Here is a 21,957-nt window from a genome sequence, read left to right on the forward strand (position 1 = left end):
GACGCGGGGGACTCAGTTCCCCTTGTGAGCGGCGAGGTACTCCTGGGCCACCTGGGCGGGGTCGGCGTGCTCGACGTCGACCTTGGTGAGCATGTCCTGGAGGTCCTTGGTGGTGAGGGACTTCGACAGGGCGTCGAGCGCCTCGACGGCCTGCGCGTTGGCCGCGACCTCCTTGGTGACGAGGGGGACGACGTTCTGGCTGCCGAAGAGGCCCTTGTCGTCCTCGAGCGGGACGAGGCCGTGCTGGGTGAACGCGGGGTCCGTGGTGAAGATGTTCGCGGCTTGGACCTGACCGTTGGTGAGGGCCTGCACGAGGGCCTGACCGTTGAGGGAACGGACGTCCTTGAAGGTGATCCCGTACGTGGACTCGAGCCCGGGCACGCCCTGGGGCCGGCTCTTGAACTCCGAGGGCGCACCGAGGGTCATGTCGCCGGAGACCTTGGCGAGGTCGCCGACGGTGCGCAGCGACTTGCTCTGCGCCGTCTCCTTGGTGACCGCGAGGCAGTCCTTGTCCTCCGCCGCGCTCGGCTGGAGCACCTGCAGGTTGGCGGGAAGCGAGGACTCGAGGTGGGAGTAGACCTCGTTGGGGTCGGTTCCGGTGAAATTCTTGTCGTAGAAGAGGGCGAGAGCGCCGGTGTACTCCGGGACGACGGTGATCGACCCGTCGTCGAGGCCCTTGAGGTACACCTCGCGAGCCCCGATGCCGAGCCGCGGCGGGTTGACGGCCACGCCCTTGTCCTTGAGCGCACCGGTGTAGAGGTGGGCGAGGAGCTTGGACTCGGAGAAGTCCGCCGAGCCGACGGTGATGGTGCCGGCGGGTGCCGCGGTGCCCCCGTCTCCGGGGTTCTTGGCGAGCGGGTCGTCGCCGCCTCCGCCGCAGGCGCTGAGGGAGACGGTGGCGGTGAGGGCGAGCGCGAGTGCGCCGATGCGGGTGCGGGTCACGGTGACGGCCTTTCTGGGGTGGACATGGGCGTGGAGGGCGTGGCCGCGGACGAGGAGGCTGCGGCCGCCTCCACGACGGGACCGGCGTGGGGACCTGACGACGGCGATCCCCCGGTGGTGTCGGCTGCGCCCGCCCGGCGGGCCCGGCGAGCGACCCGGCCGCTGTCGAGGCGCAGGCCCGGGGAGACGACGAGCCGCTCCACGAGCGCGAGGACCCCGTCGAGGGCGAGGGCGAGAGCTGCCACGAGGAGCGCACCGCCCGCCATCTGCGCGTAATCGGCCGAGGCCAGGCCGTCGACGAGGAACCGCCCGAGTCCACCCAGGCTGATGAACGAGGCGATGGTGGCGGTGGCGACGACCTGCAGCGTGGCGCTGCGGATGCCGGAGAACACCAGCGGCAACGCGCACGGGAGCTCGACGTCGGTGAGGACCTGGCGGCGGGTCATGCCGATCCCGTACGCCGCGTCGCGCGCCCCGGGATCGACGGCCTCGACCCCCGCGTACGCCCCCGAGAGCAGGGGCGGCATCGCGAGGACGACGAGCACGATGATGCTCGGGAGGACGAACGCGAGATCGGAGCTCAGCCTGGGCCCGAGCCAGAGGGCGACGGCGAAGAGCAGACCGAGGCTCGGGATCGCCCGGGCGGCGTTCGTGGACGTGACGACCCACTTGCCGCGACCGGTGTGCCCGATGAGCAACCCCGCCGGGATGGCGAGGACCGCGGCGATCGCGACGACGATGCCGGAGTAGAGGAGGTGCTCGAGCACCCGGGCCGTGATGCCGTCGGAGCCGGACCACGTGGCGGGGTCGGCGAACCAGGCGAGGAGTCGGGAGATCACCGCGCCACCCCCACCCGTGCCCACGGCGTGAGCACCCGCGCGACCACGAGGATGACGAGGTCGAACGCGAGCGCCAACAACAGGCAGGCGAGGATGCCGACCCACAGCACCTCGGGGAAGTTGCGGGCGTACCCGTCGGTGAGCAGGACCCCGAGCTGCTGGACCCCGATGAGCGAGGCGACGCTGACGATGCTCACGTTGCTCACGGCCGCCACCCGCAGGCCGGCGGCGATGACCGGCACCGCGAGCGGGAGGTCGACGCGCAGCGCCCGGGCGAGGCCCCCGTAGCCCATCGCGGTCGCCGCAGCCGTGACCTCGTCGGGAACCGAATCCAGCCCGTCGGCGACGGTGCGCACGAGCAACGCGACCGTGTACACCGTCATCGCGACGACGACGTTGAACGGGTCGAGGATGCGGGTGCCGAGCAGCAACGGCATGAGCACGAACAGCGCGAGCGAGGGGATCGTGTAGAGCAGCCCCGTGCCGGCGACGAGGAACGGGCGCCACCGTTCGCGAGAGTGCGCCGCCCAGCCCAGCGGCAGGGCGAGGAGGAGACCGACGAGCAACGGCACCCCGGCGAGGACGACGTGCGCGCCCGCGAGGCGCATGACGACGTCCAGGTTGTCGGGGAGCCAGGTCACGTCGGCTCCTGCCGACCCTCGGCGGCGACGGAGGACCCGGAGGCGTTCGTCGTGGCGGAGACGCCTGAGCCGGAGCGATCGGGCGCTCCGACGGACTCGCCACCGCCCTCGCGTGACCCGCGGGCGACGGGCGCCTCGGTGGAGGGGGCGGCGGCGACACCGCGGCTGTCCGCCGCCGTGTCGGCGACCCCCGCCCGACCTGCCGCCTCGATCGCCTCGAGCACCTCACCGGGATGGACGACGCCGACGAGGACGCCGTCGTCGTCGACGACGACCCCACGGCGGCTGGGCGAGGAGAGCGCGGCGTCGAGGTAGGCGCGGAGACTCCCGCCGCGACGGGCGAGCGTGCCACCGAGACGCAGGGACTCCGGGGAGGCGACGACCCGCCCGGCGGCGTCGGCGGAGTCTGCGATCGCCTGACCCCCGGTTCCGACCCACCCCAGGGGCCGACCGGCGTCGTCGAGGACGAGGCTCCACGGCTCCTCGACCTGCTCCCCCATGCGCACGGCGTGCTCGCGGTGGAGGGGAACGTCGACATCCTGGAACGCGAGGGAGCGGTAGCCGCGGTCACGCCCGACGAACGAGGCGACGAAGTCGTCGGCCGGTTCGGCGAGCAGTCGCGCGGGCCCGTCGATCTGGGCGAGGCGTCCGCCGACGCGGAGGACGGCGACCTCGTTGCCGAGTTTGATGGCCTCGTCGATGTCGTGGGTGACGAGCAGGATCGTCTTCTGCAACTGCGCCTGCAGGCTGATGAGCTCGTTCTGCAGCTGTTCGCGCACGACGGGATCGACCGCGCTGAACGGCTCGTCCATGAGGAGCACGGGCGGGTCGGCGGCGAGAGCCCGCGCGACGCCGACACGTTGCTGCTGCCCGCCGGAGAGCTGCGCGGGATAGCGTGACGCGAGCTCCGGGGAGAGGCCGACGACCTCCAGCAGCTCCCGAGCCCGCTCCCGAGCCTTGGCGCGCGACCAGCCGAGCAGCCGAGGCACCGTCATGACGTTCTGCTCGATGGTGCGGTGCGGGAACAACCCGCCGTGCTGGATGACGTACCCGATACCCCGCCGCAGCTCTGCCGTCGACATCGAGGCGACGTCGACTCCGTCGAGCAGGATCGTGCCCGACGTGGGCTCGATCATGCGGTTCACCATGCGCAGCGACGTGGTCTTGCCGCACCCGGAGGGGCCGACGAGCACCGTGATCCGGCCGCGGGGGGCCTCGAGCGTGAGGTCGTCCACGGCGACCGTGCCGCCCGGAAACGTCTTGGTGACGTGCTCGAACCGGATCATGCGCCCCAACGTATAGGCCACCACCGACAACCGCCTGCCCGGAGGTGCCGTGAGACCCGACCCTCCTGGACGCGTGGGCGATCCAGGTCGCCGCCGCGTCGGCCCTGCGGTGGCGGCGCCGGAACGCCCGCCCGTGGTGTCCGCCCCGCGGCATCGGTCGGCAGCGGCATCCCTGCCGTGTCAGCCCCGCGGCAGAAGGGTGCGGACGAGGTGGCTCGCGGCGATGTCGTGCCACTCGCCGGCGCGCCGGTACATGCTGTGGCCGCATCCTTCGAGCACCTCGTACCTCGGGTGCCCGCCGGCCTCCCGCAGGCGCTCGACGAAGGCGTCGGTCTCGGGCTTCGGGCACATGCGGTCGCGATCCCCCTGGACGATGAGCACGTCGCGGTCGATCAGGTGCGCGACGTCGTCGTGAGGCGTCACCCACGGCGCGAGGGCCGCGACCGTGGTGACGTGCGCGTACCCCGCGGCGGCGAGCGCGGTGCGGCCGCCGAGGGAGTGCCCGAGCAGCCCGACGGGCAGGGTGGGCTCCCGGCGGGCGAGCTCGGCGAGCAGCATCCGCGCCTGTCCGACGGTCGTGCGTTCGCCGCCGTTCCACCCGGTCTGGGTGTGGCGCAGGTGGACGATCGCGATGCGCTCGTCCGACAGCTCACGCACGCGGCGGCCGAACGGGATCATCCGCAGGTAGGGGGCGCTCCATGGCGCGGTGCGCCGGAAGCCGCGCTCGGGACCGCCGTGCAGCGTGACGACGATGGCCTCGACCGGCCGCTCCCCGCGCACGAGGGTGTGGATCGCACGCTCGAGCGGCCTCCGCCGCAGGAGCCGTGGCATCTCAGACGTCCACCCGACTGAACCCGGCCCAGGACCGGCTCGCCGTGGGGCCGCGCTGGCCCTGGTAGTGCGACCCGTAGACGTCACTGCCGTAGGGGTGCTCGGCCGAGGAGGACAACTGGAAGAAGCACAGCTGTCCGATTTTCATCCCCGGGTAGAGCTTGATGGGCAGCGTGGCGACGTTGCTGAGCTCGAGGGTGACGTGGCCGCTGAATCCCGGGTCGACGAACCCCGCCGTCGCGTGGGTGAGCAGGCCGAGGCGCCCGAGCGAGGACTTGCCCTCGACGCGCGCCGCGACGTCGTCCGGGAGGGTCACGAGCTCGTACGTCGACCCGAGGACGAACTCTCCGGGGTGCAGCACGAACGCCTCGTCGCGCTCGACCTCGACGAGGCGGGTGAGGTCGGGCTGCTCCTCCGCCGGGTCGATGAGGGGGTGCTTGTGATTGTCGAAGAGCCGGAAGTACCGGTCGAGACGGACGTCGATGCTCGACGGCTGCACCATCCCCGGGTCGTAGGGGTCGAGGCGGACGCGCCCGGCCTCGACCTGGGCCCTGATGTCACGATCTGAGAGCAGCACGGCCTCACGCTACCGCCCCCGGGAGGGTCGGGAGCACGCCCGCGGCGAGCACGGCGGCACGCCTGGTCACCCGATTCCCGCGAAGCCTGGGAACGCGGTTGTCTCAAGGTGTCGAGCGGCCGTGACGAAGAGAGGACCGCGGGTGCGCACGCGTACCGGTCCCGGCGTCGAGACATGCTGGGACGCAGGGCGACTCGCACCATGACCACCGACCACGAGGACCGCCCATGCGTCTGCTCGCCCCCTCCCCCGCCCGTCGTCTCGCCCCCCTCGGCGCCGCGGCGGCGGCGACCCTTCTCACCTCGTCGTTCCTTGCCGGGACCGCCACTGCCGCCCCTTCCCCCGATCCGGTCGCCCCCGGCAACGCGACCGTCGCCCGCCCGTCCGCCACCGCCAGTACGTCGGTGACGACTCTCCAGGCACAGACCTCGACCGCCGCAGCGACGTCCACCTCGATGCGGATCCGCCTCGACGCGGGCGCGCGCAGCCCCTACCTGGGGGCCGCGTTCTCGGGCCTCGTCCTCGACGAGGCGAGCGGTGCGACCCTGTGGTCTCGCAACTCCACGCGCAGCCGTATGCCCGCCTCGACCCAGAAGGTCATGACGGCGTTCACGGTCCTGCGGTCGACCTCACCGGACACCCAGCTCGTCACCCGGACGTTCGCCTCCCGCGCCATTCCCGGCAACGTCTACCTCAAGGGCGCGGGGGACCCCTCCCTGAGTGCGGCGCGTCTGCGCACCCTCGGCGACCGTACGGCCACCCAGCTCCTGGGCAGCGGCCGCAGATCGGTCACCGTGTACGCGGATGCCTCGGTGTTCCCCACCCCCTCCCGCGCGACCGGGTGGAAGAGCAGCTACGTGCCCGGTGAGGTGCAGCTCGTCCGGGGCCTCACGATGACCGGCCACCGGGGCGCGGACGCGTCCCTCGCCGCCGCGAAGGTGTTCGCCGCCTCCCTGACGAAGGCCGGCATCACCGCCCGCGTCGCGGGCGCCGGGGTCACCCCCGCCCAGGCGGAGGAGCTCGGGCAGAGCTGGTCGGCGCCCGTGTCCTCGCTGGTCGCCCACACCCTCTCGGTGAGCGACAACACCTATGCCGAGTACCTGCTGCGCCTCGCCGCCCTCGAGTCGGGGCTTCGCCCGACGTGGACGAACGCCCTCGCCCACCAGCGCACCGTGCTCGCCCGCGCCGACGTCCCGCTCGCGGGCTACGTCAACAAGGACGGCTCGGGCCTCTCGCGCGCGAACCGCATGCCGGTGCGGACCCTCGCGACCACCGTCGACCGTCTCTACGACGACCCGACCACCCGCCGGGTGGCCTTCGCCTGGGGCGCGCTGCCCCGCGCCGGGCAGACCGGCACCCTCCGATCGCGGTTCCGCGCGCCGTCCCAGCGATGCGCGGTCGGCAAGGTCGTCGCCAAGACCGGCACGCTCGGCGACGCCGTGGCCCTCACGGGCATCGCCTACGGCGTCGACGGCCGCCGCCGCGTGTTCGCGTTCATCGAGAACGGGAACACCAGGACGGCCTCCGTGCGCTCCGCCGTCGACACGATGGGCACCGCCGTCGTGGGCTGCCGCTGAGGTCCGGACTGAGGCACGGGCACTGCGACACCTGCCGCCGATGTCCTTCTGCCGAGGTCCTGCCGCGCGGTCCGGCCGGCCCGCGCAGGGCGCGCCCACCGCGGGCCGACGAGGCCCGTGTCACGAGGCGGGCGGAGTGTGTCGTAGACTGCACCCGACGCGGTCACACCCCGTTCGCCCGCCGTTCTCCGAAACGAGTTCGCGGCATTGCGATAAGGCGCCTGACCTGCGAAAACGCGAGTGTAGTTCAATGGTAGAACACAAGCTTCCCAAGCTTGATACGCGGGTTCGATTCCCGTCACTCGCTCTGGTTCGAACGGCCCCGCAGCCCTCCGGTTGCGGGGCCGTTCGCGTGCCCGACGCGCAGGGGTGACGCGGTGGCATGAGGCGCGGCGGGTAAGGGGGTGCGGTGGGCATGGCGGCGCGACGGGGTGCGGTGGGATGGTGGCGCGCACACACGATTCCCCGCCCGTGCTCCCCCAATGAGGGGAGCACGGGCCGGTTTCGGGGAGCCCGGCCGCACCACCGACTTCGGGCATGCCCCGACACGGGATCGCAGCCGAGGATGCGATGAGAGGGCCGTGATGGCGACCCCCTCGCTGCATCCTCGGCTGCGATCTCGGATGCGATCTCGGATGCGACCTCGGCGGGGCGGGGTCAGCGGAGCTTCTTGGCCGCCTTGCGTGCTTGTTGCAGGAGGGGGACGTAGCGGGCCTCGACGCTGCGGGCGAGGGCGTACTCGCGTTCGGCGAGCACTCCGTAGGTGAAGGTGTCGCGGCCGGCCTTGCGAGCCTGGTCGGCGAGCCGCATGACGACGCCCCGGGAGACGACGCTGTCCTGGTGGTCGCCGAGGGCCTCCTGGAGGTCGGTGAACGCGCCGACGACGTCCTTGGCCGACGACCCCGCCGAGCGGCCGGCCGCCTCTGCGGCGTACCGCGCCGCCTTCGCTAGCTTGCGGATGTCGTGGACCGCCTCGTCGCGCTCGGGGCCCTCCGGCATCGCCGCAGCCCGCTTCGCCTGCGTGACCACGGCCCGGGACGCCTTCGTGACGAGCCCCGGAAGCACCTCGGTCGCGGGTCGGGACGCGTCGGGGAGGAACGGCGGGCGCAGCAGGAGGTCCGTGAGGTCCGCCATGAGCCGCTCGTACCGGCTCGAGTCGAGGACCGCGACCATGCGCGCATGGGCCTGCGCGTGCTCGGCCTCGAGCGTCTCGCGGATCGTGACGTCGGCGCCGTCGACGACGAGATCGGGCTCGAGGGAGTCGAGCAGGCCACCGATCCGGGCGAGCTGCACCTCCCCGTCGCGCGGCTCGCCGAGGACGCCCGTGAGCCACTTGATCTCCTCGCGGAGCGGGTCGGTCTCGACGCGGTCGAGCAGCGCTCGGTAGGTCCGCAGCGTGCTGCGCAGGCGCCGGGTGGCGACACGGGCCTTGTGCACCGCGCTCTTCGCGTCCTCGCGCAGTCGGTTCTCGCTGCCCTGCAGGACACCGACCTGCGCCGAGAGGTAGTGCAGCACGACGGCCCCGGCGCTCCGGTCGTCGTCCTTGCCCGGCACCGGGCGCGACAGGGGCTCGTCGAGTGCGCGCCCCAGCTTGCTCGGGTGCGGCGAGGCGACGAGCCCCGACGCGACGAGCGCGGCGGAGACGGTCTCGAGGTCGGCGGGAGTGCCGTCGACGAGCTCGACCTCCACCTCGCGCCACCGATGGACGCGTTCCCCGTCGACGTAGGTCGTGGCTTCGACGGCGTCCTCCTCGACGAGCACGAGCACGGCGCCCGCCTCGTCGGTCACGGCGCGACGGGTGCGGCGCGTGCGCAGCTGCGCGACCGGGACGAGTGCGGAGTCCCCGACGAGGTCGGCCACGAGGTCACGCAGCTCCGACGGGACGATCGACACCCGTCCGAGCGGCAGGCGATGTTCGACCCGTCCCGCGCCGTCCCCGGGAGTCTTGAGGTGCCAACCGGCGTCGGTGCCACCGGTCCGGCGGCGGAGGGTGTGCCTCCCCCGCAGCAGATCCAGATCGAGGGTGTCGAGGTAGGTCGCCGTCTGCGTGAACCGCTGCGGCGCCTCGACGGCGGCGATGCCGGCGACGCGGTCCAACCTCGGCATCGACCAGCGGCGGGGGGCGTCGAACTTCAGCTCGGTCTCGACCTCGACCTCGAGCGCCCCCGCGGAGTACTCGCCGGTCGACTCCCCCGAGGCGTCCGTCTCATCGCGAGCACCCCAGACATCGGCCTCGACCGACGCGTCGCCCAGGTCTTCGGCGTCGTGGGCGTCGTCCAGGTCACCGGCGTCACCGGCGTCGCGGGCAGCGGCGTCCGTGACGGCGACGCCGTCCGTGGCCCCGTCTGCGGCGGCCCCCTCGACCCCCGGCCGGGAGGTCCTCACCTCGTCGATCTCCGCGGAATCGTCGCCGTTCAGGCCACCGGACATCACGTTCACCCCGTCGTCACGTCGTCGACACGTGTGGTCAACCTTACCGGCCGGGCCGTGATGCCGGATCGGCCCCGGGGTGGACTTCTCGCCCCCGGCGCCGTTCACCCCGAGGACGGGTCAGCCCTGCCCCGGCACCGGTCGTCATCGGTGGACACCGTCGACGACCAGCGATGACGCCGGTCGACTACCGTCGCTCATGGGGCCGATCACCGGACGTGGCGTTCATCCCACCGGGGCCACATCGCTTGCCAGGAGGAAGGACGGTCGGTCATCCTGATTACTCATCGGTAATGTGCCCGGAGTCGCGCACTCGAGTCGTGCGTCACCTCGGAGCCCCACGCATACGAACCGGAGTCGGGGTAGTTCCCGACGCACGACGAGGGAAAGGCCGCCCGTGGGCCACTACAAGAGCAATCTCCGCGATCTCGAGTTCAACCTCTTCGAGGTGCTCGGTCGCAACGACGTCCTGGGTTCGGGTCCGTACGAGGACTTCGACGCGGACACCGCCCGCCAGATCCTCCACGCCGTGGGCGAACTGGCGGAGAACGAGCTGGCCGACAGCCTTCTCGACTCCGACCGCAACCCCCCCGTGTTCGACCCCGAGAGCGGCACCGTCACCCTCCCCGAGGCGTTCAAGCGCTCCTACAAGGCGTATGTCGACGCCGACTGGGGTCTACTGAGCGTCCCCGCCGAGCTGGGCGGCATGGTCGTCCCGCCGTCCCTCAACTGGGCTGCGGCCGAGCTCGTCCTCGGCGCCAACCCGGCCATCTACATGTACTCGGCCGGCTTCGGGTTCGCCCGCGTGCTGTACGAACTCGGCACCGAGGACCAGAAGAAGCTCGCCCATCACATGGTCGAGAAGCAGTGGGGCGCCACGATGGTGCTCACCGAGCCCGACGCGGGCTCCGACGTGGGCGCCGGCCGCACCAAGGCCGTGCAGCAGCCCGACGGCACGTGGCATATCGAGGGCGTCAAGCGCTTCATCACCTCCGGTGAGCACGACATGACCGACAACATCATCCACCTCGTACTCGCCCGCCCCGAGGGCGCCGGCCCCGGCACCAAGGGCCTGTCGCTGTTCTCCGTGCCGAAGTACATGGTCGACGTCGAGACCGGTGAGCTCGGCGAGCGCAACGGTGTCTACGTCACCAACGTCGAGCACAAGATGGGCCTCAAGGTCAGCACCACGTGCGAGGTGCGCTTCGGTGAGAAGCACCCCGCCGTGGGCACGCTCGTCGGCGACGTCCACGACGGTATCGCGCAGATGTTCCGCATCATCGAGTACGCCCGCATGATGGTCGGCACGAAGGCCATCGCCACCCTGTCGACGGGGTACCTCAACGCCCTCGAGTACGCCAAGGAGCGCGTGCAGGGCGCCGACCTCACGCAGATGGCCGACAAGTCCGCCCCCCGCGTGACGATCACCCACCACCCGGACGTGCGGCGCTCGCTCATGCTCCAGAAGGCCTATGCCGAGGGCCTCCGTGCGCTCGTGCTCTTCACGGCCATGCAGCAGGACATCGTCGACCAGCACTACCTCGAGACCGGGACGATGGAGGCCGAGAAGGGCTCCGCGGTCGACATGGCGGCCCGGGTCAACGACCTGCTCCTGCCGATCGTCAAGGGCGTCGGCTCCGAGCGCGCCTGGGTGCTGCTCGGCACCGAGTCCCTCCAGACCTTCGGTGGCTCCGGATTCCTCCAGGACTACCCGGTCGAGCAGTACGTCCGCGACGCCAAGATCGACACCCTCTACGAGGGCACCACGGCGATCCAGGGCCAGGACTTCTTCTTCCGCAAGATCGTGCGCGACAAGGGCAGGGCCCTCACGTACATGAGCGAGAAGGTCATGGCCACGGTCAAGGGCGGCGCGGACCTGCAGTCCGACCCGCTCGCCAAGGAGCGCGAGCTGCTCGGCAAGGCCGTCGAGGACATCACCGTCATCGGCGGGTCGATGATCGACCTGCTCATGAAGTCCGACCCCCGCCAGGAGGGTGGCGACCTCAGCAACCTCTACATCGTCGGCCAGAACACCACGCGTCTGCTCATGGCGGCGGGTGACGTCCTCGTCGGGTGGCTGCTCCTGCTGCAGGCCGACGTGGCGCAGAAGGCCCTCGAGAACGGCGCCGACGGCAGCGATGTCGACTTCTACACCGGCAAGATCGCCGCGGCCCGCTTCTTCGCCCGCACGCAGCTCCCGCTGCTCGCCGGGCAGCGTGCGGCGTGCGAACTGTCCGACAACTCCCTCATGGAGGTGCCCGAGGCGGCCTTCTGAGGCTCGCCCCGCGGCATGACGAACGCCGTCCTCACCCGAGCCGGGTGGGGACGGCGTTCGTCGTACGGGCCACGCCATCCCCGCACGACACCCGAGACGGCAGATGGGATGGCAGCGGTGCTATCGCTCAGGCAGTACCTGAGCTTCCATCCCAGGTGCCGTCTCGGGTGTGTGGTGGGCTCAGGCGTAGGGGTCGCGAGGGTCCTCGACCGTGGTCGTGCGACGCGAGACGACCGCGCGGGAGCGGTTCATCATGACGACGGAGACGAGCGAGGTCACCAGACCCGCCGCCATGAGGATGTAGCCGACCATCGTGAGGTCGACGCCCGGAAGCGCGTCCTTGACGGCGAAGGACAGGATCGCGCCGAGGGCGATGAGGAAGATACCGAAACCGATGGACATGGGGCCTCCGCGTGTGTGGGTGTCGACGTGATTATCGACACGAAACCGCCCGGATGCATGGCAATGCCCCCACCGAAGACGACGAATTTGCCGAGTGGAGGCAATAAGACGGGCCCGCGCAGGTGTTGTGACCTGCATGAGTGCCGATCGTCGTGTCCCCCTGTCCGTTCTCGATCTCGCGCCGGTGAGTGCCGGCTCCACGGCCGCCGACGCCCTCCGCGACAGCACGGAGCTGGCCCGCACGGTGGAACGGGCCGGGTACACGCGGTTCTGGATGGCCGAGCACCACGGCAGCGTGACCTTCGCCAGTTCGGCCACCGCCGTGCTCCTCGCACACGTGGCCGCGCACACCGAGTCCATCCGTGTCGGCTCCGGTGGGGTCATGCTGCCCAACCACGCGCCGCTCATGGTCGCGGAGTACTACGGCACGCTGGCCACGCTGTACGGCGACCGAGTCGATCTCGGTCTCGGCCGCGCCCCGGGCACCGACCCGGTCACCGCCGCCGCGCTGCAGCGCACCTCGGCCGAGCTGCGGGACTTCGCGCAGGACGTCGCCGATCTCGCGACGTTGCTCGGCGACCGCGCCGACCCCGGCCGGGACGGCCTGCGGGTCCGCGCCCTGCCCGGCGAGGGCACGAAGGTGCCGTTGTGGATGCTCGGTTCCTCCCTCGGCGGGGCGAGCGTCGCCGCCGCCCTGGGCCTGCCGTTCTCGTTCGCCTCGCACTTCGCGCCCGACGCCGTCGACGCCGCGCTCGAGGTGTACCGCTCCCGGTTCACCACCGAGGCCCACACCGCGCAGATCGACGCACCGTACGCGATGGCCGGGGTCAACGTCGTGTGCGCCCCAACGACGGCGGAGGCCCGCCACCTTGCGACGACCTCGCAGGCCATGCGTACCCGTATCGCGACCGGTCGCCTCGCGCCCCTGGACCCCCCCGGGGAGGACATGCTCGCGACCCTGCGCGGCGCCACCCCGCCCATGCCGATCGCGGAGCGCCGGGGGGACCGCCCCTCGTTCACCGCGGTCGGCACCCCCGAGGAGGTCGTCACCCAGCTCGACGAGATCGTCGAGCGCTACGGCGTCGACGAGCTCATCGTCGCGACGTACACGTGGGACCCTGCGCTGCGCCGCCGCAGCTACGAGCTGCTCGGCGAGGCCTGGGGACTCCCGCGCCCCTGATCGCGTGGCCCCTCCCGTGTCCCGAACCGCCCTCCGGAACGGACGGGCCAGGCTCTCCGCACACGCCCAACGGCCGCCGACCACCCTCCCGGGGCGGGCGACGGCCGTTTCGCGTCGTTCCTCGTCGCGGTGGGGGCCCGCACGTCGCGACGAAGTGGCCCCGCGGATTCGGCACCGCCTGACACGCGGCCGTCACCGACGCCTCAGTGGGCGACCCCCTCGTCGTCGAGGGCTTGCACGAAGCGCGCACGGGCCCGGTCCCACACCGCCCCGTCGGGGAGTTCCAACATCGTCGGCAGGAGGTCCTCGGCGTAGGTGGCCGAGGCCTCGGCGGGCAGGAGCGAGGGGAGGTTGTCGATCGCGACGATGCGCACCTGCGGCCGTGCCCCGTCGGGATCGGCGGGCCTGAGGACGCGCGCAGGTTCCTCCCATGACGTCAGCTCGTCGTAGACCGGCAGGAGGTTGAGGTCGGAGGTGACGTCGCACGTGACGTCGGAGATCACCGACAGGCGCCGCCCCGGGGCGTCGAGGTCCTCACCGGTGACGAACGGCGGCGCGGGGGAACTCACCATCACGCAGTTGACGAGGATGTCGTGGTCGAGCAGCGCCTCCTTGTCGAGGTTCGCCGTCTCGGCGATGTCCCACCGGGTCACCGTGATCCCGGCGACCTCGAGCGCGTCGCACGCGCCACGTCCGCTGCGCCCCAGCGCCCCGACGACCAGGGCTCGCGCTCCGTCGTCCCCCGCGCCGCCCTCGCGCAGCAACGCGTCGAGGTCCTCCTTGCTCCGGCGCTTCATGTCGGGCTCGAGGTGTCCGCGGTGCTCGAGGGCGGCGAGCGCGGCCCCGACGTACCCGGCCCAGTACCCGAAGGCGGCGACGCGGCGACCGTCCTCGTGGACGAGGTACTCGAGGTCGAGCAGCGTCCCGCCGCCCGCGACGAACCGGCCGAGCAGGTGCGCGGCGCCGTGCTGGTGCTTGTACGCGTGGCCGAAGTAGATGTGGTCCCGCAGCGGGCCGTCACCCTCGGGGAGTTCCTTGAGGCCGACGACGATCGCACCCTCGGGCGCATCGGCCCACGTCCCCGTCGCGGCGGTGTCGCAACCGGCGTCGACGTACTCCTGCAGGGAGAAGGCGCGCTGGTCGCTCTCCTCCACGGTGATCGGGAACCCGGCCTCGCGCAGGACGCGTGCCGTGTGCGGCGAGATCGCCGCCCGTCCCTCACCGGGTCGCACCTCGTGTCGGAGCCAGAGCAGGGGACGGTCGGTCATGACGCTCTCCTTCATCGCAGGGATCACCTCTCGTGCCGACCCTAGGGCAGGTGAGCGAGCCCACGTTCAGGAGGGACCCGGCCGCCTCTCGGGCGACGGGGTCGCGACCACCGACATGCGCCGATCGGGCAGGACGGGGAAGGACTCCCGGGCGTCCCGGACGGCGGCGAGGTCGACGTCGACGACGGCGACCTGCGTCGGGGCGGCGGCCCCCTCGCCCTCGTCCTCACCACCGCCCATCGGTGTCGAGACGGACTCTCCCCACGCGTCGATCACGGCGCTGCGTCCGCCCATCGGGGTGCGGCCGTCGACTCCCACGGCGTTGACCCCGACGACGGCGCACTGGTTCTCGACGGCTCGCGCTCGCAGCAGGAGGTCCCACACGCCGATGCGTCGTCGTGGCCAGGACGCGGGGATCACCATGAGCTCGGCGCCGGCCGCGACCTGGGCGCGGTAGAGCTCGGGGAAGCGCATGTCGTAACAGATCGACAGGCCGGCGCGCACGGTGGCGCCGGTGCGCGTGGACAGGTCCGCGACGACGACCTCCTCACCCCCGGTGAGCAGCTCGCCCTCGAGCCCGCCGGCGGCGAAGCGGTGGATCTTGCGGTAGGTCGCGAGGCGCTCCCCGGTCGGGGTGAGGACGATCGACGTGTTGTGCAGGGCGCCGTCCGTGTCGCGTTCGAGGATCGACCCGAGGTGCACGAGGGCGCCGGTGTCGCGGGCGAGGTCGGCCATCGCCGCGGACGTCGGCCCGTCGAGGGACTCGGCGCGTTCGGCCCAGGTGCGTGGGCGGAAGGCGCCGACGGCCCACAGCTCGGGCAGGACGACGAGGTCGACCTCCTCCCCCGCCAACCGTGCGGCGAGATCGGCGGCGACCCCGCGGGCCCTGTCGGCGACCGAGCCCTCCCGTTCCTCGCCGTCATACGTGACCTGGGCGAGGGCGACCCGCAGGTGCTCGGCCGACGTCACGCGAGCCCGCCTCCGGACTCGGGCGAACCGTGACCCCGTCGGCCGTGCGCGTGCTCGTGGCGGGCCCGGTATCGCGCCTCCTCGACCTCCTCGGCCCGTCGGAGGGCCTCGCCGCGCTGCCGCAGGGAGGCGTTGTAGGCCTCGAGCTCCGCGTCGTGGTCGCGCAGGGCCTGTCGGTCGGACCGTTTGGCCTCGTGCTCGTCGGCCTGCATCCACGTCGCGAGGACCAGCAACGCGAGGAACAGCATCGGGAACTCGCCGATGCCCCAGGTGATCAGGCCGCCGGCCTTCTGGTCCGCGAGCAGGTCGCCCACCCACGGCAGGTTGAGCTGGCGGAAGTACTCACCGCCGAGCAACGTGGCGGAGGAGGTGATGACGACACCGAAGAACGCGTGGAACGACATCGTCGCGAACAGGAGCACGAGCCTCAGGGACGGCGGCCAACGGCGGGGGCCGGGATCGACGCCGACGAGCGACCACGCGAACACGTACCCGGCGAGCATGAAGTGGACGACCATGATCATGTGCCCGGCGTGGGTGCGCAGGGCGAGGTCGAACAGCCGTGTGAAGTAGAAGATGTAGAGGCTGCCCGCGAAGTTGAACCCGGCGACGACCGGATTGGCCCAGAAGTTCATCCACCGCGAGTGGGCGGTGGCGAGCATGATCTCGCGCGGGCCCATCGTCTTGTCCTTGCGCGCCGTGAGCGTGCGGGCGGCCAGCGTGAGCGGCGCCCCGAAGGCCATGAGGACCGGGCCGCCCATCGTCAGCATCATGTGCATGATCATGTGGGCCGAGAACGTGAGCCGGCCGTAGACGCCGGGGGCCCCGCAGGTGGTCCACACGAACGCGATCCACCCGATCATCCAGAGCAGCGTGCGGTGGACGGGCCAGGTGTCGCCCCGCCGGTGGAGCTTGACGACGCCCGCGGTGTACAGACCGATCGCGAGGATCGAGGCGAACAGGAAGATCCAGTCGGGGCGGAAGGTCGTGAACCAGTCCCATCCGGTGGGCGGCCCGCCCGGGTCGGGGTAGCCGGTGAGCGAGGTGACGACGTCCGGGGAGACCTGCTGGGACACCGGCGGGGCGGTGCGCGACATCGCGACGGCGACACCCGCGGCGAGGGCCATGAGCGCGATCTCCCCGGCGGCGAGGGTCGCGAACGCCTTGCTGTCGCGGTGGTCGGCCTGCAGCCGACCGATCATCGCCGCCCGCATCCGCCAGCCCGCGAACCCGAGGATGACGAACGCCGTGACCTTGGCGAGCAGGAGCAGGCCGTAGGGCGTGAGCAGATCGGCGGGGGCGGCGATCCGCAGGGAGGCGTTGAGGACGCCGGAGACGACGATGCCGCCGTACGCCCACAGCGCCAGGGTGGAGTACCGCGCGACAACGATCGGGAGATCGACCCCGAGGCTCCGCCGCAGGATGACGATCGCCATGAGTCCACCGAGCCACACGGAGGCCGCGGCCATGTGGACGGCGAGCGAGTTGACCGCGGTGTCGTGGGCGGCGGCGCCTCCGGAGTGGCCGGTGAGCGCGAGGACGAGCACCGCGACGAGACCGAGGACCGAGCCCCACGTCATCCCGGTCGTCGTCCGTGCGGCGAGGGCGCACAACGTCGCGCCGAGCGCGAGCAGCGCAGAGACGAACACGGCACGGAAGTAGTCGAAGTCGAGCGCCGAGGCGAGCTGGCCGCCGTAGGCCGGGTCCGTGATCGCGATGCCCGAGACGTTCGACATCCCGAAGACGATGGCGGCCAGAGAGGCGACGACCCACACCGAACCGGTGACGACCGCGAGTCGGCACGCCGCGCGGCGTCGGTCGGTGGAGACGCGTTCGGGGACGATCGTCCCGGCGAGCAGCAGGAGACCGATCGTCGCCGCCGCGGAGACGTCGAGGATCACCCGGGAGATCGGCACCCCCCAGCGGGCGAGCGCCCCGCCGTCGTCGAACCCGACCAGAGGCTGGAAGATTCCGCCGACGGTCCCGCCGACGGCCATCGCGACGAGGGCGACCACTCCCGCGAGCGCGAGGACCGACGTCCGCAACGCCCCTTCCGCCGCCGCGACCGCGGCCGTCGGTGACGACGCCTGCGCCGAGGCGTGAGAACTGCGGACCCGTTCCGAAGTGGCCATGGCGACCAGCCTAGTTAGGCTGAGGCCATGCCCATGCACCCGGCCGCTCCCGAAGATCTGTCAGGTCTCGTCGATGCCTACACGCAGACTGCCCAGGCCATCGTCGACCTTGCGTTCCCATGCACCGATCGTGACTTCGACAAGCCCACGGAGTGCCCGGGCTGGACGGTCAAGGATCAGCTGTCGCACATCGTCTCGGCCGAGTCCATGCTCATGGGGAGGCCCGATCCGCAGGTCGAGGTCCCCGACCACCCCCACCTGCACAGCGAACTCAACCGCGCGATCGAGGCCGGTGTCGAGCTGCGCCGTCCGCGCCCTGGTTCGGAGGTCGTCGCCGAGCTGCAGACCGTCGTCAACCGCCGACTCGGTCAGCTCCGCGACCTGCGCGACAACGAGCCCGAGGACCTCGACAGCGTGATGATCGAGATGCCGCCCGGCCCGATGCCGCTGCTCAAGGCGCTCCGCGTGCGCGTCAACGACCTGTGGTGCCACGAGCAGGACATCCGCGCCGCCCTCGGTCGACCCGGCAACCTCGACTCCCTCGCCGCGGCGACGTTCTGTCAGACGGTCATGGACGCGCTGCCGATGATCGTGGTCCGCCGGGCCGGTGTGCCCACCGGTCGCGTCGTCATGATCGAGCTCACCGGGCCCGTCGTCGCGCGCACCGGAGTCCGCGTCGAGCAGGGTGAGGACGGGCGCCCGCACGGCTCCCTCATGTTCAGCGGTGGCACCGACGAGACCGGGCCCATCCCCGTCATCGGCAAGACGACGAGCATCCAGATCAGCACCGAGGCGTTCACGCGCCGTGCCGCCGGCCGCCGCGCGACCAGCGAACTGCACTACTCGGTGCACGGTGACGACGAGGTCGCCCGTCGCGTGCTCGACGCGCTCGTCATCACCCCCTGACGCAGGCCCTCGGGCGTCGCTCGTCGCCGGCCCACCCCTCGCGCCCCGTCGTTCCCCCGGACCGACGGGGCGCTCGTATCGGGCGGCCGGTGTCATCGGTGTTCCGGGACCGAGGCCGAGGGGCATCCGTGCCGTGAGCTTCTCTCCCGGGCGCGGTTCGCTCCTGGGCGCGGCCCGGTGGCGACGCGTCAGTGACGTGCGGCGACGCCGGTCGCGGCGGCGATGGCGAGGACGCTGCGCGGGTCGTAGGCCGTGCGCCACAGTCCGCCGTGGGCCGCGTGGGCGGCCTCGTCCTCCCAGGGGTGCGGACGGGCCGGGACGTCGGCGCAGAGGTCGTGGACGAGGAGCGCGGCCATGAGCGTGTTGCTCGTCGCGGGGTCGAACACCTCGACGCCGAACCGGTGGGCGCCGGCGTAGGCCGCGGCCAGGGCACGATTCCTCACGACCGAGCGGGTGCGGGTCGGTGGGGCGACGGCGAACGCGACGGGGATCCCGGCCGCGCGGGCGTCGGTGGCCCGCCAGCGGTGCACCCGCTTGGCGAGCAGGTAGTTCGGGCCCTGCTGGGGGACGATGCAGTCGGTGACGCCCGGGCCGTCGTAGGTCTCGGGGTAGCCGGGGCGGTAGAGCGCGCCACGACTGAGCGTCCGCACGCCGGCCGTGAGGGCCCGCGCCCGGCGGCGCCGGTACCGATCCCGCGAGTGCGCCGCCGCGGGGGGCGGCACGGCGAAGACGTCGGTCGGCGTGGCGAGGTAGGAGAGCGCGACGTCGTCCCGCCGCTGCAGCAGGCGCACGGTGAGGGCGTCGGTGGCAGCGGAGAGGCGCAGGTTGAGGGCCCCGTCGGCGTATACGTAGTTGCCCAGGACGAGCCCCCGGCCGGGCGCGAGGTCGTCCACCCACGCGCCGATGCGGGGGAGGTCGTGGAGGAGATCGGCGCCCGCGCGCCCCTCGACCGGACGCACCTCGGTGTCCTGCATCGGCAGGTGGAGGGTCCCCGCGTACCGGCGCACATCGGGGAGCAGCGCCGTCCACAGCTCCGGGCGCGGGAGGTCGAGGGTGGCGACGTCCGCGCCCCAACGCAGGAGGCTGCGCAGCGGGCCCATCTCCGAGGCGGCGCCGAGGACGAGCACCGTGCGATCCGGCAGTGCGAGCCACTCGGGGTGGTACTGCACGCGACGGACGGCGTCGGCGAGGTCGGGTTCGACGATGCCGCGCACGACCCAGTCGTCGAGCTGACGACGCAGGTCGTCGCCGGTGAGGCGGGTGCCGCGGTAGGGCACGGAGAGGTCGGTCTCGGGGGCGCCGACGCCGACGACGGTCTCGGTGGTGAGTGGGCCCTCGTCCCGAGTGGGCTCGTCGGCGCCCTCGGCGAGACGTTCGGCGAGCGGGATCTCCGGTCGTCCGGGGGTGAACCACCGCATGCGGGAGGCGAACGAGGCGAGCCCGTCGGCCGCGATGCGCCGGGCGATCTCGGGTGAGCCGAGGCCGTCCTCGACGAGGCGCCGGAAGTGCGCGGGATAGCGCTTGCGCCAGTCCTTCTCGCCCCGGGCGGCATCGGCGCCGGCCGGGTCGACACCCCGGAGCGCGTCCGCGACCACCGCCCTCCCCAAGTCCGACGTGCTGCGTCGCCCGTCCGAGAGAGGGATGACCACACCGGTGGAATCGCTCATACCTCTACCTTGGCACGATCCCGGACGGGCGTCTCGGCACGAACGTGCAGGTCGCCGGGCCCCACCTGTTCCCGACCCGCACCCGGCGCGTGCGGTCGCTACGCTCCCGGGGTGGACCTGCGCCGGATCGAGTACTTCGTGGCCGTGGTCGACCACGGCAGTGTGACGAAGGCCGCGGCGGCGCTGTTCATCGCGCAGCCGTCGCTGTCCCAGGCCATCCGCGCCCTGGAACGGGAGGTCGGGGTCGAGCTGTTCGACCGGTCGGGCCGCTCGCTCACGCTCACCCCGGCCGGGCGGACCTTCGAGGCCGGTGCCCGCGCCGCGCTGCGCGAGGCCGACCGCGCCCGAGAGCGCGTCGACGCCGTCCGGGACCTGCGGGCCGGGCGGCTGCGGGTCGCGACCACCCCACTGCTCGCCCTCGACCCGCTGCCCGCCGCCGCGTCCCGGCTGCGGCAGCGGCATCCCGACATCCAGTTCCATGTGAGTCAGCCCGGCTCGGCGGCGGCGGTCGTCGGCGAGATCCGCTCCGGCCGCGCGGAGATCGGCCTCACCCACCTCGAGGTGCCCACGGGATCACTCCTCGTGCACCCCCTGCCCGAACAGGTCTTCGGCCTCGCCGTCTCGGCCGATTCGGCCGCCGGGATGCCCGACCCGTTCCCGCTCACGCGCCTGGCGGAGGTCCCCCTCGTCGCCGAGTGGGGCGACAGCGCCGGTCAGACCCCCGAGAGCGGCGTCGTCGACCGATACGGCGGGCGCGTGGTGATGTGGAGCGCCCACCCGCAGGCGATGTGGGAACTCGTGCGTCTCGGCGTCGGCGCCGCGATCCTGCCCCTGCATCTCGACCTCGGCCGCGCGCGAGGTCGCGGCGTTCGGGTGTTCGAGACCGAGCCGGTCCTCACCCGCCGGGTCGGGGTCGTCCACCGCAACGGGCCGCTGTCACCGGCCGCGCGGGCGTTCACCGAGATCCTCCTCCCGCCCCCGTCGTCGACGTCCCGGCCGCCGGGACCGTGACCCCCTCCCCCGCGATGGTCGTCCCCTCCCCCGGCGCGTCCTCGACCCACGTCGCCGCGAACTCGGTGAAGGCCCGCGCCACGATCGAGAGTTCGTCCCCGGAGTAGACGAGCCCGAACTCCCGCCGGATCGCCGGCACGGTGGGTCGACACTCGAGGCCGAGGTCGCTCGCGGCCTCGAGCATCGAGCGTTCGAGGAACGTCGCACCGATCCCGCGGGCGACGAACGACATCCGTGCCTCCCGGTGTTCGAGCACGGCGGCCGGTGGCGCGACCCGCCCCACCTGGGCGAGTTCGCGTTCGATGACGTCGGCGACCGCCGCGCCGTCGGGCACGATGACGAGCGGGATGTCGGGGAGCGCCCGCAACGGCACCGCCTCGCCGGGCGGCGGCAGGCCCGGCGTCCCCGGTGGCGCCGCGTACCAGTACTCCTGCCGGCCCAGGGGGAGGACGTCGAGCCGCAGGTCCCAAGGGCGCCCGCCCACCGCGGTCTCCAACGGCAGATGGAGGCAGAGCAGCTCGGCGTCGCCCTCGCGCAGCATCTCCAGGCCCTGCGGATCGGTGCGGATGCGGATCAGGCGCACCTGCACCGAGGGGAAACGGTCGTGGAAGGCGGCGAGCATCTCGACGAAGGCCCCGGCGGCCACCGGGGCGACGAGCGCGATGTCGAGGGTGCCGCGGAGGTGCTCCTCCCGGAGGTCCACCGAGGTGGCCGCCGAGGACAGCGCCCGCACGAGCCGTCGGCCCGGACCGACGAGCGCGTGCCCGGCCGACGTGGGCACCACGCCGCGGCCGATGCGGTGGAACAGGTCGACGCCGAGTTCCCGTTCGAGGGAGCGCAGGGCCGCCGAGATCGTCGGCTGCGCGACCCCGAGTTGGTGTGCCGCGGCGTTGATGCTGCCGTGGTCACGGACCGCGAGGAAGTACTCGATCTTCTGCAGGTCCATGCGAGGAACGCTACCCGCGGGGCCGGGCGGGGGCCAGGGCTCGGCTCGGCGACACGAGGACCGGTCGTGGCGGCGCGG

The 21,957-nt window shown here is 72.3% G+C and carries 18 protein-coding genes and 1 tRNA gene; 6 read left to right on the forward strand and 13 right to left on the reverse strand.

What is annotated here, in order from left to right; translation table 11 throughout:
- Nucleotides 1-12: 12 nt before the first annotated feature.
- The 6 genes from RT054_RS13440 to dcd all read right to left on the reverse strand — a co-directional run bounded on the left by RT054_RS13440 (nucleotide 13) and on the right by dcd (nucleotide 5,116).
- Nucleotides 13-942 (reverse strand): ABC transporter substrate-binding protein, encoded by a 930-nt coding sequence (locus RT054_RS13440; RefSeq protein ID WP_313024449.1) that lies wholly within the window; start codon nucleotides 940-942, stop codon nucleotides 13-15.
- Nucleotides 939-1,781 (reverse strand): ABC transporter permease, encoded by an 843-nt coding sequence (locus RT054_RS13445; protein ID WP_313024451.1) that lies wholly within the window; start codon nucleotides 1,779-1,781, stop codon nucleotides 939-941. The genes RT054_RS13440 and RT054_RS13445 overlap by 4 nt, the downstream gene beginning before the upstream one ends.
- Nucleotides 1,778-2,422, reverse strand: coding sequence for an ABC transporter permease subunit (locus RT054_RS13450; protein ID WP_312717901.1), 645 nt, complete (start codon nucleotides 2,420-2,422; stop codon nucleotides 1,778-1,780). Before RT054_RS13450 ends, RT054_RS13445 begins: the two co-directional genes overlap by 4 nt.
- On the reverse strand, nucleotides 2,419-3,708 hold the full coding sequence (locus RT054_RS13455; protein WP_313024455.1) for an ATP-binding cassette domain-containing protein: 1,290 nt from the start codon (nucleotides 3,706-3,708) through the stop codon (nucleotides 2,419-2,421). Before RT054_RS13455 ends, RT054_RS13450 begins: the two co-directional genes overlap by 4 nt.
- 180 nt (nucleotides 3,709-3,888) lie before the next feature.
- Nucleotides 3,889-4,539 (reverse strand): dienelactone hydrolase family protein, encoded by a 651-nt coding sequence (locus RT054_RS13460; RefSeq protein ID WP_313024459.1) that lies wholly within the window; start codon nucleotides 4,537-4,539, stop codon nucleotides 3,889-3,891.
- 1 nt (nucleotide 4,540) lies between these two features.
- Nucleotides 4,541-5,116, reverse strand: a complete 576-nt coding sequence (gene dcd, locus RT054_RS13465) for a dCTP deaminase (RefSeq protein WP_312717905.1) — start codon at nucleotides 5,114-5,116, stop codon at nucleotides 4,541-4,543.
- Between the two features lie 227 nt (nucleotides 5,117-5,343).
- Here dcd and RT054_RS13470 point away from each other — a divergent pair, with 227 nt between their 5' ends.
- Entirely contained in the window at nucleotides 5,344-6,693 is a 1,350-nt protein-coding gene (locus RT054_RS13470) for a D-alanyl-D-alanine carboxypeptidase (RefSeq protein ID WP_313024462.1), read from the forward strand.
- Between the two features lie 236 nt (nucleotides 6,694-6,929).
- A tRNA-Gly gene (locus RT054_RS13475) sits at nucleotides 6,930-7,000 on the forward strand.
- A 350-nt stretch (nucleotides 7,001-7,350) separates the two neighbouring features.
- Here the strand turns inward: RT054_RS13475 and RT054_RS13480 are convergent.
- Complete coding sequence (locus RT054_RS13480) at nucleotides 7,351-9,123, reverse strand: CYTH and CHAD domain-containing protein (protein WP_313024465.1); 1,773 nt, start codon at nucleotides 9,121-9,123, stop codon at nucleotides 7,351-7,353.
- Between the two features lie 397 nt (nucleotides 9,124-9,520).
- Between RT054_RS13480 and RT054_RS13485 the strand changes: the two genes are divergently transcribed.
- Nucleotides 9,521-11,398, forward strand: a complete 1,878-nt coding sequence (locus tag RT054_RS13485) for an acyl-CoA dehydrogenase (RefSeq protein ID WP_312717911.1) — start codon at nucleotides 9,521-9,523, stop codon at nucleotides 11,396-11,398.
- A gap of 180 nt (nucleotides 11,399-11,578) precedes the next feature.
- On the opposite strand, the gene RT054_RS13490 is transcribed toward RT054_RS13485, so the two are convergent.
- On the reverse strand, nucleotides 11,579-11,800 hold the full coding sequence (locus RT054_RS13490; protein WP_312717912.1) for a DUF6458 family protein: 222 nt from the start codon (nucleotides 11,798-11,800) through the stop codon (nucleotides 11,579-11,581).
- Between the two features lie 136 nt (nucleotides 11,801-11,936).
- On the opposite strand from RT054_RS13490, the gene RT054_RS13495 reads away from it, so the two are divergent.
- Entirely contained in the window at nucleotides 11,937-12,980 is a 1,044-nt protein-coding gene (locus RT054_RS13495; RefSeq protein ID WP_313024470.1) for an LLM class flavin-dependent oxidoreductase, read from the forward strand.
- A 203-nt stretch (nucleotides 12,981-13,183) separates the two neighbouring features.
- On the opposite strand, the gene RT054_RS13500 is transcribed toward RT054_RS13495, so the two are convergent.
- The 3 genes from RT054_RS13500 to RT054_RS13510 form a co-directional block, all read right to left on the reverse strand.
- Nucleotides 13,184-14,248, reverse strand: coding sequence for a saccharopine dehydrogenase (locus RT054_RS13500; RefSeq protein WP_312717915.1), 1,065 nt, complete (start codon nucleotides 14,246-14,248; stop codon nucleotides 13,184-13,186).
- Nucleotides 14,249-14,314: 66 nt separating this feature from the next.
- Nucleotides 14,315-15,217: a nitrilase-related carbon-nitrogen hydrolase gene (locus tag RT054_RS13505; protein WP_313024474.1), complete on the reverse strand. Its 903-nt coding sequence runs from the start codon at nucleotides 15,215-15,217 to the stop codon at nucleotides 14,315-14,317.
- Nucleotides 15,214-17,349: a bifunctional copper resistance protein CopD/cytochrome c oxidase assembly protein gene (locus tag RT054_RS13510; RefSeq protein ID WP_312717919.1), complete on the reverse strand. Its 2,136-nt coding sequence runs from the start codon at nucleotides 17,347-17,349 to the stop codon at nucleotides 15,214-15,216. The genes RT054_RS13505 and RT054_RS13510 overlap by 4 nt, the downstream gene beginning before the upstream one ends.
- Before the next feature lie 27 nt (nucleotides 17,350-17,376).
- Here RT054_RS13510 and RT054_RS13515 point away from each other — a divergent pair, with 27 nt between their 5' ends.
- Nucleotides 17,377-18,255: a maleylpyruvate isomerase family mycothiol-dependent enzyme gene (locus RT054_RS13515; protein ID WP_313024478.1), complete on the forward strand. Its 879-nt coding sequence runs from the start codon at nucleotides 17,377-17,379 to the stop codon at nucleotides 18,253-18,255.
- Between the two features lie 188 nt (nucleotides 18,256-18,443).
- Here RT054_RS13515 and RT054_RS13520 read toward each other — a convergent pair whose 3' ends face one another.
- Nucleotides 18,444-19,922 (reverse strand): hypothetical protein, encoded by a 1,479-nt coding sequence (locus tag RT054_RS13520; protein WP_313024480.1) that lies wholly within the window; start codon nucleotides 19,920-19,922, stop codon nucleotides 18,444-18,446.
- A 111-nt stretch (nucleotides 19,923-20,033) separates the two neighbouring features.
- On the opposite strand from RT054_RS13520, the gene RT054_RS13525 reads away from it, so the two are divergent.
- Complete coding sequence (locus RT054_RS13525) at nucleotides 20,034-20,933, forward strand: LysR family transcriptional regulator (RefSeq protein WP_312717922.1); 900 nt, start codon at nucleotides 20,034-20,036, stop codon at nucleotides 20,931-20,933.
- Here RT054_RS13525 and RT054_RS13530 read toward each other — a convergent pair.
- The gene (locus RT054_RS13530) at nucleotides 20,878-21,879 is read right to left on the reverse strand and encodes a LysR family transcriptional regulator (RefSeq protein WP_313024484.1); all 1,002 of its coding nucleotides are present in this window, start codon (nucleotides 21,877-21,879) and stop codon (nucleotides 20,878-20,880) included. The genes RT054_RS13525 and RT054_RS13530 overlap by 56 nt on opposite strands.
- Between the last annotated feature and the right edge of the window lie 78 nt (nucleotides 21,880-21,957).

Origin of the sequence: Mobilicoccus sp. (assembly GCF_032060985.1) — a bacterium.
In the GTDB taxonomy this organism is placed as follows: Bacteria; Actinomycetota; Actinomycetes; order Actinomycetales; family Dermatophilaceae; genus Mobilicoccus.

What these genes read in the sequence shown, in the direction of transcription:
- RT054_RS13510 (WP_312717919.1), bottom strand. Translation starts at nt 17,349, where the DNA reads ATGGCCACTTCGGAACGGGTCCGCAGTTCTCACGCCTCGGCGCAGGCG.
- RT054_RS13480 (WP_313024465.1), bottom strand. Translation starts at nt 9,123, where the DNA reads ATGTCCGGTGGCCTGAACGGCGACGATTCCGCGGAGATCGACGAGGTG.
- RT054_RS13520 (WP_313024480.1), bottom strand. Translation starts at nt 19,922, where the DNA reads ATGAGCGATTCCACCGGTGTGGTCATCCCTCTCTCGGACGGGCGACGC.
- RT054_RS13500 (WP_312717915.1), bottom strand. Translation starts at nt 14,248, where the DNA reads ATGACCGACCGTCCCCTGCTCTGGCTCCGACACGAGGTGCGACCCGGT.
- RT054_RS13515 (WP_313024478.1), top strand. Translation starts at nt 17,377, where the DNA reads ATGCCCATGCACCCGGCCGCTCCCGAAGATCTGTCAGGTCTCGTCGAT.
- RT054_RS13470 (WP_313024462.1), top strand. Translation starts at nt 5,344, where the DNA reads ATGCGTCTGCTCGCCCCCTCCCCCGCCCGTCGTCTCGCCCCCCTCGGC.
- RT054_RS13460 (WP_313024459.1), bottom strand. Translation starts at nt 4,539, where the DNA reads ATGCCACGGCTCCTGCGGCGGAGGCCGCTCGAGCGTGCGATCCACACC.
- RT054_RS13455 (WP_313024455.1), bottom strand. Translation starts at nt 3,708, where the DNA reads ATGATCCGGTTCGAGCACGTCACCAAGACGTTTCCGGGCGGCACGGTC.
- RT054_RS13530 (WP_313024484.1), bottom strand. Translation starts at nt 21,879, where the DNA reads ATGGACCTGCAGAAGATCGAGTACTTCCTCGCGGTCCGTGACCACGGC.
- RT054_RS13495 (WP_313024470.1), top strand. Translation starts at nt 11,937, where the DNA reads ATGAGTGCCGATCGTCGTGTCCCCCTGTCCGTTCTCGATCTCGCGCCG.
- RT054_RS13490 (WP_312717912.1), bottom strand. Translation starts at nt 11,800, where the DNA reads ATGTCCATCGGTTTCGGTATCTTCCTCATCGCCCTCGGCGCGATCCTG.